Source organism: Ensifer sp. Root142 (genome assembly GCF_001426785.1).
Classification (GTDB): domain Bacteria; phylum Pseudomonadota; class Alphaproteobacteria; order Rhizobiales; family Rhizobiaceae; genus Ensifer; species Ensifer canadensis.
The window spans coordinates 1-11,813 of the sequence record NZ_LMFK01000012.1 but is presented as its reverse complement, the minus strand read 5'-3'; the positions used below and the strand labels follow the sequence as shown (position 1 = coordinate 11,813).

Annotated in this window: 13 protein-coding genes; 6 read left to right on the top strand and 7 right to left on the bottom strand. The window is 62.0% G+C overall.

From position 1 onward, the window contains the following. Positions 1–67 precede the first annotated feature (67 nt). The gene (locus ASD52_RS12545) at positions 68–943 is read right to left on the bottom strand and encodes an EamA family transporter (RefSeq protein WP_025425573.1); all 876 of its coding nucleotides are present in this window, start codon (positions 941–943) and stop codon (positions 68–70) included. A gap of 100 nt (positions 944–1,043) precedes the next feature. Between ASD52_RS12545 and ASD52_RS12540 the strand changes: the two genes are divergently transcribed. After that, positions 1,044–1,538: a MarR family transcriptional regulator gene (locus ASD52_RS12540; RefSeq protein WP_025425572.1), complete on the top strand. Its 495-nt coding sequence runs from the start codon at positions 1,044–1,046 to the stop codon at positions 1,536–1,538. A 9-nt stretch (positions 1,539–1,547) separates the two neighbouring features. Here the strand turns inward: ASD52_RS12540 and ASD52_RS12535 are convergent, their stop codons facing one another. From ASD52_RS12535 to ASD52_RS12520, 4 genes are all read right to left on the bottom strand, one after another. Then, complete coding sequence (locus ASD52_RS12535; protein ID WP_025425571.1) at positions 1,548–2,138, bottom strand: NAD(P)H-dependent oxidoreductase; 591 nt, start codon at positions 2,136–2,138, stop codon at positions 1,548–1,550. Between the two features lie 175 nt (positions 2,139–2,313). After that, complete coding sequence (locus ASD52_RS12530) at positions 2,314–2,901, bottom strand: AAA family ATPase (RefSeq protein WP_057204329.1); 588 nt, start codon at positions 2,899–2,901, stop codon at positions 2,314–2,316. A gap of 148 nt (positions 2,902–3,049) precedes the next feature. Continuing rightward, a complete protein-coding gene (gene xseA / locus ASD52_RS12525; protein ID WP_025425569.1) occupies positions 3,050–4,648 on the bottom strand; it encodes an exodeoxyribonuclease VII large subunit in 1,599 nt (532 codons plus the stop codon). Positions 4,649–4,731: 83 nt separating this feature from the next. Next, entirely contained in the window at positions 4,732–6,546 is a 1,815-nt protein-coding gene (locus ASD52_RS12520; RefSeq protein WP_038575812.1) for a hypothetical protein, read from the bottom strand. Positions 6,547–6,712: 166 nt separating this feature from the next. On the opposite strand from ASD52_RS12520, the gene ASD52_RS12515 reads away from it, so the two are divergent. The 4 genes from ASD52_RS12515 (at position 6,713) to ASD52_RS12500 (ending at position 9,153) form a co-directional block, all read left to right on the top strand. Then, the gene (locus tag ASD52_RS12515) at positions 6,713–7,711 is read left to right on the top strand and encodes a glycosyltransferase (RefSeq protein WP_038576640.1); all 999 of its coding nucleotides are present in this window, start codon (positions 6,713–6,715) and stop codon (positions 7,709–7,711) included. A 28-nt stretch (positions 7,712–7,739) separates the two neighbouring features. Next, positions 7,740–8,450: a class I SAM-dependent methyltransferase gene (locus tag ASD52_RS12510; RefSeq protein WP_025425567.1), complete on the top strand. Its 711-nt coding sequence runs from the start codon at positions 7,740–7,742 to the stop codon at positions 8,448–8,450. Positions 8,451–8,558: 108 nt separating this feature from the next. Next, complete coding sequence (locus ASD52_RS12505; RefSeq protein ID WP_025425566.1) at positions 8,559–8,921, top strand: transporter; 363 nt, start codon at positions 8,559–8,561, stop codon at positions 8,919–8,921. A 25-nt stretch (positions 8,922–8,946) separates the two neighbouring features. Next, a complete protein-coding gene (locus ASD52_RS12500) occupies positions 8,947–9,153 on the top strand; it encodes a hypothetical protein (RefSeq protein WP_025425565.1) in 207 nt (68 codons plus the stop codon). A gap of 4 nt (positions 9,154–9,157) precedes the next feature. Here ASD52_RS12500 and ASD52_RS12495 read toward each other — a convergent pair whose 3' ends face one another. Continuing rightward, positions 9,158–9,937 carry a helix-turn-helix transcriptional regulator gene (locus tag ASD52_RS12495; protein WP_025425564.1) on the bottom strand — a complete coding sequence of 260 codons (780 nt, stop codon included), beginning with the start codon at positions 9,935–9,937 and terminating at the stop codon, positions 9,158–9,160. 128 nt (positions 9,938–10,065) lie between these two features. Between ASD52_RS12495 and ASD52_RS12490 the strand changes: the two genes are divergently transcribed. Beyond that, positions 10,066–10,473 carry a hypothetical protein gene (locus ASD52_RS12490; RefSeq protein WP_025425563.1) on the top strand — a complete coding sequence of 136 codons (408 nt, stop codon included), beginning with the start codon at positions 10,066–10,068 and terminating at the stop codon, positions 10,471–10,473. 63 nt (positions 10,474–10,536) lie between these two features. Here the strand turns inward: ASD52_RS12490 and ASD52_RS12485 are convergent, their stop codons facing one another. Beyond that, positions 10,537–11,523, bottom strand: a complete 987-nt coding sequence (locus ASD52_RS12485; protein WP_025425562.1) for a Gfo/Idh/MocA family oxidoreductase — start codon at positions 11,521–11,523, stop codon at positions 10,537–10,539. Positions 11,524–11,813: the final 290 nt, after the last annotated feature.

The following is an 11,813-nucleotide window of genomic DNA, read 5'->3' as shown; positions in this document are numbered from 1 at the left end:
CGGGGCGCCTGCCTTGTCCAACCTCAGCGCTTGCCTGGATTGGTGAGCGAAGGGGGCACCTTGTTCTTCACGCACGGGCCGGGCGAACGCGAGGCGCCAGTTGCGCCCGCTGGCTCAGCCAGACGCTGATTAGCACGACGAGAATGCCCAGCGCCTGGACCGGTGTCAGACGTTCATCAAGCACACCCCAGCCGAGCAGGATCGCGACGACAGGACTTAGGAAGCCGAGCGGCGCTACGGCCGAGGGCTCGAGGCGCGACAGCCCCCGGAACCAGAGCAGATAGGTGAAGGCGGCGCCGATCAGGCCGAGATAGGCGAGGCCCGCGTAGTTCGCCATCGTCAGGGTCGGCAGGGCCGGCTCAAAGAAGAGAGCGACCGGCACCAGCAGCACTCCGCCGGCGGCAAGCTGCCAGGCGGTGAAGGTCAAGGGCGGCACGGGCGGCGCCCAGTGGCGGCTCAGAACCGTGCCGAAGGCCATCGACACGGCACCGGCAAGACCGGCAACGACGCCGAGTGGATCGAGCGTTGCGCCCGGTGTCAGCACAAGCAGGCCGACGCCGACGATGCCAGCAAGGCCGGCGATGATGCTCAGCGCGCGGATCGGCGAGCCGAGAAAGACGCGCGACAACAGGATGACGATCAGCGGCTGGATCGCGCCGACCGTGGCGGCGACGCCGCCGGGCAACCGGTAGGCAGACACGAACAGCATCGCCCAGAAGAACGAGAAATTGAGGGCGCCGAGCAGGAACGTGCGCGGCCACCAGATGCCTGAAGGCAGCTGGCGGACGATCAGCAGGAGCAAGAGCCCCGCCGGCAAGGCGCGCAACATGGCGACCGTCAAGGGATAGCCCGGCGGCAGCAGTTCGGTCGTGACCAGATAGGTGCTGCCCCAGATGGCAGGCGCCAGGGCGGTCAGGGCGAGGTCGGCGTTGCGGCTGGCGATCATGTCTCTACCTCAAGTATCTCTAGATCAAGATATCTCCGTTATAACCGATATTATCTTGACGTCAAGATATCTTCGCCTTAGGCATTTCGGAAGAACGGTGGAGGCTCAGATGGATCACGTCGATAGAATTCTGGCGCAGTGGCAACGCGAACGACCAGACCTGGACGTTTCGGCCATGGGCCTTCTCGGCCGCTTCACGCGGCTGCGTAACCATATCGGACGCGAGATCGAAAAGACCTTCGCCGAGCGCGGATTGACGTCGGCGAGCTTCGACGTGCTTGCGGCGCTCAGGCGCTCCGGATCACCCTTTCAGCTCTCACCCGGCGAACTGCTGGCGACCACCATGGTCAGTTCCGGCACGATGACCAACCGCATCGACCAGCTGGAAAAGCAGGGTCTCGTCCAGCGCCTCGACAATCCGGACGACCGCCGCGGCGTGATCATAGCGCTGACGGCGGAAGGCTTGGAACGCGTCGACGAGGCTGCGACGGCCCATGTCGCCAACCAGCACCGGGTCGTTGCAAGCCTTGCACCGGACGAGCGCGAAGCGCTGGATGCGGTGCTGCGGAAACTGCTTGCAACCTATGAATAGGGCTGACGATCAGATGCGTCCGGCGAGCTGCCGCACGCGGGCAAGGTGACGCTTACGTTTCTCATCCGTGGCCCGATCCATGTCGTGCAGGCTGACCATGCGGAAATCGAGGCCCTTGGCGCAGAAGGCGGCAATACCGCGCTTCAGCAGCCGCCGCACGGGGTTGCCCATATAAAGATGCACCACCCACCAGGGCGATCCCGTCGTCGTCAGCGCCCAGAAGAGCTTGATGTTCTTCAGCCGCGGGATGATGCGGCCGCCGGCCGGATCGTTGTCGAAGGCAACGCCCGGCACGAAGACCCGATCGAAGAAGCCCTTGAGGATCGCCGGAAAATTGAACCACCATTGCGGAAAAACCAGGACGATCCCGTCCGCTGCCTGCAGCCGCGCGATCAACCCGGCCGTTAAGCTGGCATCGTAGTTGTCGGTGAAATAGCTGCCGCGCTCTACCTTGCTCAACCTCGGATCGAAATCCTCGCGATAGAGATCGAGCAGATCGACGGTATGGCCACCGGCAACAAGCGCCCGTTGCGCTTCGCGGGCGACGCTGGCGGCAAAGCTGTCTTCCAGCGGATGGGCGAGCACGAGCAGAATATGCATCCATTGTTCCTACTGCATAAGACCTGGGATCGAGATCGATCGACGGAGAAAATGATCCAAAGAATCAATCTATTGCAATGACGATCTTTTGAGCCGTAGCGCGACCCGCCCGCGACGAACGCATGTCACCGGAAAATCGGCCGATTCCAAATGCGTTTGCCAAACTCGCCCTTGCTCAGAGACCGGAGGAGTAGGCGGGCCGGGCGCGCGCTTCCAAGGCCAGTTCCTCGAACACGGATGGCGACCGGCGCGACGCCCAGGCGGAAATCAGTTGCGCAGCGTTATCTTCAACGGCTTGCCCTGAATGAAGCTGAAGATCGTAGCGCTGCCCCTCGTGAATGCGATGGAAATCGTCTTTAGCGCTGCCGATCGGCCGGTCCGCGCGCAGCGTTTCCCGTCGGACAAGTTCCTGAAGCTCACAGTGGAGCGCGACGAAGAAGACATCGAAGGACTGCAGCATCATCGCCAGCTCAGACGCCCAACCGGGCTCCTCGAGAATGTGTTCCAGCAGGAGATTGTTGCCGGCCGAGGCATAGGCGACCAGGGAGCGGTGGAACCCTTCGAAGAAACGGGCACGGTATTCCTGCCACCTGAAGTCGCCGCGCCGGAATCTTTCCGTCGGCAACGTTCCCGAATCACGAATATGGTCAATCGAGACGTGCCAGAATGGCTCGCCGATTTGTGCCTGGACCGCGCGCGCCAGAGTGGATTTTCCACTGCTGGAAGCGCCGTGAATGAAGATAATCTTGGCTCGTTCGACCATATCTGACTTCCATTCCGCAGAGTGCTGTGAGCGCGGCGTTATGCTGCCTCCGTGACAGGGAAATGAAAAGCAGGCGTCATTGATGCAGGCCGCACAGTCAACCCGTCCTCGTTGGAAAGATGAGGGCTCCCGTGATCGCAAACCTTGCCTAGAACAGGCTGCCTTGCTTCGACGGGTCGCCACCGGAACCACCGGTTTTCGGCTGCTTCTTCCTGGCGGCCGCCTGGGCTGTCGGCTCCCCACCCTCACCCGCAATCGCCGAAACGCTGCCGTCGGCAAATTCCAGCGACAGCGCCATGCCGGGCGCAACGGCCGCGGCCTGGCGAACCGGGCCGCCCTCGCCGTCGCGCACCAGCGCAAAACCGCGCTGCAGGACATTGCGATAGGACAGCGATTGCAGGATGCGGTCCTGTGCGGCGATGACACCCGTCAACCGGCGAATGTCCGTGCGGATTGCCGCGTCGGACCGCGCAACCAGCCCAGCCACGCGATCCGTCGAGCGGTGGATCTGGGCCAGCAGGCGCGACGGCAGCGCGCGCAGCGACGCATCCGCCGCCGAGACACGCGACTGTCCGCGATGGACCTGACGCTCGACGACGCGCTCGGCGCGGTTCATCGCATCGTTTAGCCGTTGCCGACGATCGCCGAGCCGCGCCTTGACCAGATCCGGCCGCAGCTCCGCCGAAGCGCGCTCGAACATCCGGCGCTTGTTCGTTGTGTTCATCATCAGACCACGCCCGAGGCCGAGGGCAGCCTCGTCGAAGCGTCGACGCGGCAGCGCCAACAACTGATCGAGCGACGGCAGCGCCCGGGCAAGCGACCGCACCACTTGGCGACGGTTTTCCATCTGCCTGACCATGCCGGCCTTCAGCCGCGCCGAAAGGCCGGATACTTCCGCTTCCAGATCGGCCTTGACCGGCACGGCCATTTCCGCCGCCCCGGTCGGGGTCGGTGCGCGTTGGTCGGCAGCATAGTCGATCAACGTCCAGTCGGTCTCGTGACCGACGGCCGAGATCAGCGGGATGACGGACGCTGCCGCCGCGCGCACGACCGCCTCGTCGTTGAAACCCCAGAGATCTTCCAGGCTGCCGCCACCGCGCGCGACGATCAGGACGTCGGGGCGGGTGATCGGCCCGCCGGCTTCGCATTCGTTGAAGCCACGGATGGCCGCCGCCACCTCGTCTCCCGAGCCTTCGCCCTGGACCCTAACCGGCCAGACGACGACATGGACGGGGAACCGGTCGGCGATGCGGTGGAGGATATCGCGAATGACGGCCCCGGTCGGCGAAGTGACCACGCCGATCACCTTTGGCATAAAAGGCAGCGGCCGCTTGCGCGTCGCGTCGAACAGGCCTTCGGCGCCAAGCTTGCGCTTGCGCTCTTCCAAAAGCGCCATCAACGCGCCGGCACCGGCCGGCTCCAGCGTCTCGATGACGATCTGGTATTTCGACGAACCGGGGAAGGTCGTGACCTTGCCGGTGGCGATCACTTCCATGCCCTCTTCCGGGCGGAAGCGCAGCCGCGAGAAGGTGCCCTTCCAGATCACCGCATCGATGCGCGCCCGATCGTCCTTGAGCGCGAAATAGGCGTGCCCCGAAGAATGCGGCCCACGATAGCCCGAGATCTCGCCACGCACACGAACCTGATCGAAGGCCTGCTCGACCGTACGCTTGATCGAGCCGGAAAGCTCGGAGACCGAATATTCGGTGAGGTTGCTCGGAGAATCGTTGTCGAAAATGGAGCTCATGCCCATTTGTAGCCGACGAGAGGCCCAAGGTCAGCAGAACCGTGCGCCTTTCTACCGGTTTCTTCCTCCGCCGTCTCCGCTCGCTATGGCTTCAGCGCGTAGAGCAAAATGCTGGATTTCTCGGAAACAGGCAGCGGCGTCAGAAACTCCGGAACCCGACCGGCGGCGAGCTGCCCGTAGAGCCCCCGAGGTTCCCGCTTGATGATCATGTCTGCCTGAACATCGTTGGCGCAAAATGCCAGGATCGGTTCGTGCAACTTGCTCAGCATCGCCTTGGCATCAGATGGCGACGCCAGCCCGATCTTCAGCTCCATAAGCATGCCATCGGCATTGCGATGATAGGGCGCCGTCAAGACACGGTGGCTCGTGTATCTAAGGATCGAGGCGCCGATATCCGAAGGACCAACGATCATCGATGGCGGAAGACCTTCAAGATCTGAAAGAGCTGCCGGCGTCAGGCAGTTTTCGGTATTGGACGCCTGCGGCGCCTCCAGAGCGGCAAGGCCGTTGCGTGCCAAGGCGCCGCCGATTGCCCAGACTGCGGGCACCGAAAAAATCAGAACAAGGACATAGGCGAGCGATGCGCTCACGCCCCTGGTTCCCCCCTGCGACCAGGCTCGCATATCCACGAGCAGCAGCGAGAGCGGCAGGATTGCCAGAAGGTTGGAAAACGCCATCGCTCGCACCTGGACCATCGCGATGGCAAGATTGGCAGCAACAAGGGCGACGAGGATGAGATGCAGTCTGACCCGATCGCCCTGCCAAATGCGCCAGACACAGACGAGCGATGCAAAGACCCCACAGAAATAGTAGGCGCCGACGCTTGCCGGCTGGCGCGCCAGCACGGTCGCGAAGGATTGCGCCTCGGTCACACGGTCGAGCCAAAGTTCGATCAACAGCGGGTCAAGATCGGCAAGCGGGTTGCCAAGGCATTGGGGCGCAATAACGAGTGCGACAGCCAGGACGGAACAGGCACTGACGGCCAGCGCGACAAACCGAGCCGATATTCCGCGATCGCTAACAAATGCCGCAGACGCAGCCAGCACACAACCGCCGACAAGTGCCAGGGAGTAGAAGGCGATCGACAGGTTGTCACAGGTTGCCACGCGATAGAGGTGAGGCGGCACCGTGAGGAAGAACACAGTGCTCAAGGTAACTGCCAGTGAGATGCCGAAAGCGATGGTCGCACCAGCAACGTCCCGCCCGAGGAGCGCCCATTGCAACGCGACAATGGCACAAACGACCGCCACAAGCGGCGTCGTCTCGGCGCCGATGGCAATCGCCAGCGCCGCCGCCGCGCCGGCAATCACGTAGTTGCGCGCACGATGGCGCATGTCGACCAGCATCGCGGCCATCACTGCAGCCAGGACCAGCTGGACGTTGTGGTGATCGATGGCGCCACCCATAAACCGATTGCTGGTCACCACAAAGATCGCCGTCAGACCGAGGCAGAAATGCATGCATTGCGTTCCGCCAATACGACGGCCGGCGAGCCCCATGAACACCAGCAATGGAATGGCGAGGAAGATCGGCCAGATCGCAAGCGCCAGCACTTCGGCTCTGTCGGCACCGAAGAGCGGACTGAGCAAGGAAATGAGCCCGGCTATCGGCAGGTCGATCAGCCGCGACCAATGCATCTGCGTGCCGCCATCCAGACCGAGACGAAGCTGGACCAGGTCGAACCAGCCTTGACCGTTGAGCAGGTCTCGAACCTGAACCAGCCGCATGGCGTCATCATTGTCGCGGCCCACATAATCCGATGCGCGGAGGAAACGGACGGCCAAAAACAAGACGACGGGCGCGCCATAGAACAGGACCATCCAAGGCAAGCTCGACCAGAAGCGCATTTTTGCGGTCACTGCCGCCGGGTCCTGACGTCTCGCAATTCTGTCCAGCATCTTCTTACGCCCCTATCCTCCCAGGACCCTAATCGGGCGGGATCAAAAAACCGTAAAGTTGTACCGGGCTCCCGAAGACAAAGGCGCTGACGCGCATGTGCACTTTGGCGTGTTGTTAACCGGCGACACCTATCATGCGCTGACACTTTCAAATCGAGCTGCGCCGATGTTTGAACCCTTAAGCATTGCTGTCCTTCTGCCCTGCTACAACGAAGCTTCGACCATCGGCGGCGTCGTGCGCGACTTCAGAGCCGCATTGCCGACGGCCAGCATTCACGTCTTCGACAACAACTCGACGGACGGAACCGCCTTGCAGGCAATGCTCGCCGGCGCCACCGTCGTTCGCGAAAGACGGCAAGGCAAAGGACACGTGGTCCGGCGGATGTTCGCCGACATCGACGCGGATATCTACGTGATGGCAGATGGCGACGGCACCTACTCACCGGCTGACGCCGAGGACCTGATCCGCACGCTGATTACCGAACAGTCGGACATGGTCGTGGGGACGCGGCGCAATATTCGCGAAGATGCAGGCAGGCAGGGTCACGCGCTCGGCAACAAGCTCTTCAACTACCTCTACCGGTCGATCTTCGGTACGGATTTCAGTGACATCTTTTCCGGCTATCGCGTCTTCTCGCGACGGTTCGTGAAGAGTTTTCCGGCGATATCCGCCGGCTTCGAGATCGAGACCGAGATGTCGGTGCATGCCTCGCGGTTGAAGCTGCCGGTCAGCGAACTGGAGCTGGATTATGGCAGACGCCCCGAAGGCTCGCATTCCAAGCTCTCAACTTACCGCGACGGCGCCAAGATCCTCTGGATGTTCGCAATGCTGATGAAGGAAACGCGACCCTTCGCCTTCTTTGGTCTGATCAGCCTCGCTTTCATGACAACGAGCCTGATTTTCATGACGCCGGTGCTGATCGAATATTTCGGCACGGGGCTGGTTCCCCGCATGCCGACCTGGGTGCTTTCGATGGTGCTGCTGCTGATATCGATCACGATGTTCACCGCCGGCCTGATCCTGGACTCCGTATCGCGGGCCCGCACCGAGCAGTTGCGGCTGCATTACATGGCGACCGGCCGGCGCGCAGCGCGAGAGGCTGTCGTCGAAAAGCCGGCGGTCCCGCAGCTCCGTGCCCACCGGCGCGGACCGGACGCGGCCTAAGCTCACGAGATATATGGAACCCCTGTCGATGAACCGCGAAACCACCAACCGCATACGCTTTGTCATCGAAGACATATTGCCGCCGTTCGTCAGGGACTCACGCCTGTTCAAGGGCATGGCGAGCCTCGCCTGGGGCGAGCATATCGGCCACCTCGCCCGTTTTCGCGAACGTGCCCCCTTCCTGACGGCCTTAGAATACGAGCAGCTCTACAAGCAGCATCCACGCGTTCACGAAGGAACCGACAATTCCGAAGCCTGTGTTCGCAAGATTGCGGCCGAAGTACGCGGCAAATCCGTCTGCGATGTCGGTTGCGGCACCGGCGTGCTGCTGAAGCACATCCGAGGCGCGAACCCCGATCTGCGGCGCTTGACCGGCGTCGACTTCGCCATCGATGACGCGGCCACAATCGAGGGCGTGGAATACTTCGCGGCGATGATCGAAGAGCTTCCCTTCGCGGATGGCGAATTCGATACCGTCGTCTGCACCCACGTCATCGAGCATATCCTCGACTATCGCAAGGCGATTGCCGAACTGCGCCGTATCACCCGGCAGCGGCTGATCATCGTCGTTCCGCGCGAACGCGAATATCGCTACACCTTCAATCCGCATTTCAATTTCTTCCCCTATACGCACTCCTTCCTGCGGGCGATGCATCCTGTCCCAGCGCAACACGCGTGCATCGATATCGGTCGCGATATTTTCTATTGCGAAGACAAGGCCTACTGCATGTTTCCTTAAATCCTATTCGATTTAAGGATAAAAACATGCAGCAATTCAAAGTGCTACAGCGACCTTTGCGCGTCTAATGAGACGCGCGGCGCTGTAGCCGATGCGAGGTGCCCTGCGATGAATCTCAATCTCGCCCCGGCCGTTTGGTTTGGACTGTTCTTCACGCCGGTTTTGATCTCGGCCGGCCAGATCCTTTTCAAGCTGACGAGCGCCAAGACGGGAAGCCCTGACGCACAGGGCCTGCTGGCGCTCATCTTCAGTCCGACGCTGCTGACGGCCCTGATCGTCTACGGCTTCGGCACGATCATCTGGATCTTCACCATCAGGTCGGTACCGCTGACCATCGCCTACTCGTTCATGGCCCTGACCTTTTGCATCGTGCCGCTGCTTGCCGCCGTCTTCCTCGGCGAAGCCTTGACGCTGCGCTATGTCGGTGGCGCGGTGCTGATCATCGGCGGCATGATCATCATCAACTCCTGACGGCGATGCCAGCAATGTGTGTTTCATGATCATTATCGCCACCGTCATGCTCGGCATGCTTGTCGCAGGCCTCCGTTCGCCTCGGACATGCCTGTTCGTTGCCGGCGTGCTTTCCATCCTGGCGGGTGCAGGTGGTGACTGGGTGCAGGTTGCAGCAGCGATCGGCGGCTACAACATGGGCATTGCACTGACGCTGTGCGGCGCCATCGTCGCTGGCGTGCATAACGGCTGACACGTCATCCCTTGCGTTCGAAGAAGGTTCTGGTTTCCTCGTTGGCCGGGAAGAAGGATTCGATCAGCACACCTTCCACTAGGGCGTCCTGGGTCGAGCCGAAGGTCTGCAGCGTGGTGATGAAGCTCAACGTAACCGGCCCGACGCGCAACTCGACAGGCAGAACCGGTAGCCGGTCGGTATCCGGATAGTTTTCGACCGCGCGCTTGACGGCGGGATCGGCCGCCAGTTTCTCCAGCCTCTTGCCAAGGCGACTCCTCGGCCCCTGCAGCCAGGCTTCGGTGCGAACGCGCTGGACCAGATCGGCGGCCGCAGCCTCCCAATTGACGACGAGGGCGCGGACATTTTCCGACGAGAGAAAAGCATCGAGAAAGTTCTGGCCGGGATTGAAAGGCACGTCGGCCGAAACGGCGAGCGCCGCCAGCGCCGGATTGACGATCAGGAGCGTGTATTCATGATCGAGCACCAGGCCCGGATAGGGATCGTGGCGAGCAAGGATGAGCCGGATGGCATTGGCCACGGCGGCGGGCATGGCATCGAGCCCCGACGCAGGGCGCGTCGTCATGCGCGGACGATATCCGGCGGCTGAAAACAGCGTGCCCTGGTCGCGCGCAGGAATGTCGAGCACCGAGGCCAGACGCAGGATCATGCCTTCCGATGGCTTCGATCGGCCGGTTTCGAGGAAGGAAAGGTGCCGCGTCGAGATGCCGGCAGCCACCGCCAGGTCAAGCTGGCTCATGCGGCGGTGCCCACGCCATTCCTTCAGGTGATTGCCGAATTCCATCGATGCCGATCTCCGTTGTGCCGGCAGATTGGCGCAGGCGCTGCGCAAAATCCACTACCTGCGAGGTAATTGGTTTCATGACCGGGAGGCGGCAACATCCGGATATCGACAAACGAATGGAGCCGAAAATGTTGAACCTTTCCAACCGCAGCCTGCTCAACAAGACCTTCCTCGCCGATGGCGCATTTTCGCTCCTCACCGGCGCGGTCCTCATCCTCGGTGCGGCCCCGCTCGCCGCTCTCATCAGCCCTGTCGCCACCCCGCTGATGATAAAGCTGCTTGGCGTCGGGCTTCTGGCCTGGGGGATTTTCCATCTCTCGGCCGCCCGCAACGGTGGGCCGGTTTCGGCTGCCGCCCGCGTCAGTATCGGCGGCGACGTCCTGTGGCAGATCGCAAGCCTTGCACTGCTTGCAACCGCCTATAACTCGCTGACGCCCATCGGCGTCGGGTTCTTGATCGTCGGCCTGATCGGCGTCGGCGACTTCCTGTTCTTCAAGGTGAAGGGCTTCGCCAGGGAGCGCGCGGCGCTGGCCTGATCCGACAACAACGAGAAATGCCCGCCGGCTCGCGCCGGCGGGCTTTTTCTTTCATTAGCCGGCTCAGATCTTTTCCCAGCCGTCCTTGTCGCTGGCGCGGTAGATCGCATCGATGAGCTTCTGGTTGAGCCGCGAGTTTTCGAGCGTGACCACTTCCTCGGCTTCGCCCTTTGCAGCGCGCGCAAACGCTTCCGCCTGCAGCTTGTACTGGCGTGCATCCTGGAAGCGGAAGAGCTGCGACTGGGCGTGGTTCTGGTTGGTGAGCTCCACTTCCTCGCGCCCGTAGCGGTCGGCATTGAACGGCGATTTCACCTCGATGAAACCCTTGTCGCCGTGGAAGACCATGACCTGGCGGGCGGCAAGCTGCGTGGAGATATAGAAGCTCAGTTCGAAATCACCGAAGTCGGCGCGCACGCTCGAATAGATGTCGGTGCCGAATTCCGGGTCGCGATCAGTGCTTGCCTGCACGCGCACCGGCTCCTTGGCCGTCACGAAGCGCGTGGTGATCGTCGGGTAGACGCCGATATCCGGCAGGCCGCCGCCACCGAGTGCCGGAATGTTGCGCATGTTGCCGGGGTCGCGGTTGAAATAGGTGAAGGCACCCTGCACGTGTCGAAGTCGGCCGATAGCCCCTTCGGCAAGCAGCGAGCGGGCCTTGCGCCAGACGGGGCTGTAGGTGACCATGAAGGCTTCGGCGATCAGCACCTTGTTGCGATCGCGCGCCGCGATCAATGCATCGATCTCGGATGCCCGCAGCGCAATCGGCTTTTCGCAGAGCACATGTTTGCCGGCATTGGCAGCCTTGATCGTCCACTCCACGTGCTGCGAGGTCGGCAGCGGGATATAGACCGCATCGATCGTGTCGGAGGCGAGCATCTCCTCATAGGATCCGAAGGCGTGCGGCGCGGAAAAGCGGTCGGCCATGGCGCGCGCCTTTGCGAGGTCGCGGCTGGCGACTGCCGAAACGACGCAGTTCTCGGCGTCCTGAATGGCGGGCACGACGAGATCGCGGCCGATCTTGGCCGTGGACAGAATTCCGAAACGAAACATAGCGGGGCTCCCTGATTTGGCGGCTGAGACTACTGCATGATTCCTTAAACCGGAATCGATTTAAGGAGGTGGCATGAAAGAGGCCGCCCCCGCTGAGAGAACGGATCAGTGAGATGCCAATGATGATCGAGGGACAGTCACGCTTCCGGCCTTTCGGCTTACCTTATTGGGGTTTCGAAGATCTCAACAAGGGAGTTGGAAGCATGACTGCCTCTTATGATTACCATATCGGCGTCGACTACCACAAATCCTATAGTCATCTGGTGGGACCGGCGAGGCTGAGAGAACCG

Excerpts from the sequence above, each read along its gene's own strand:
- ASD52_RS12515 (WP_038576640.1), top strand. The coding sequence starts at position 6,713 with ATGTTTGAACCCTTAAGCATTGCTGTCCTTCTGCCCTGCTACAACGAA.
- ASD52_RS12485 (WP_025425562.1), bottom strand. The coding sequence starts at position 11,523 with ATGTTTCGTTTCGGAATTCTGTCCACGGCCAAGATCGGCCGCGATCTC.
- ASD52_RS12535 (WP_025425571.1), bottom strand. The coding sequence starts at position 2,138 with ATGCATATTCTGCTCGTGCTCGCCCATCCGCTGGAAGACAGCTTTGCC.
- ASD52_RS12500 (WP_025425565.1), top strand. The coding sequence starts at position 8,947 with ATGATCATTATCGCCACCGTCATGCTCGGCATGCTTGTCGCAGGCCTC.
- ASD52_RS12495 (WP_025425564.1), bottom strand. The coding sequence starts at position 9,937 with ATGGAATTCGGCAATCACCTGAAGGAATGGCGTGGGCACCGCCGCATG.
- ASD52_RS12505 (WP_025425566.1), top strand. The coding sequence starts at position 8,559 with ATGAATCTCAATCTCGCCCCGGCCGTTTGGTTTGGACTGTTCTTCACG.
- ASD52_RS12490 (WP_025425563.1), top strand. The coding sequence starts at position 10,066 with ATGTTGAACCTTTCCAACCGCAGCCTGCTCAACAAGACCTTCCTCGCC.
- xseA (WP_025425569.1), bottom strand. The coding sequence starts at position 4,648 with ATGAGCTCCATTTTCGACAACGATTCTCCGAGCAACCTCACCGAATAT.
- ASD52_RS12520 (WP_038575812.1), bottom strand. The coding sequence starts at position 6,546 with ATGCTGGACAGAATTGCGAGACGTCAGGACCCGGCGGCAGTGACCGCA.
- ASD52_RS12510 (WP_025425567.1), top strand. The coding sequence starts at position 7,740 with ATGAACCGCGAAACCACCAACCGCATACGCTTTGTCATCGAAGACATA.
- ASD52_RS12530 (WP_057204329.1), bottom strand. The coding sequence starts at position 2,901 with ATGGTCGAACGAGCCAAGATTATCTTCATTCACGGCGCTTCCAGCAGT.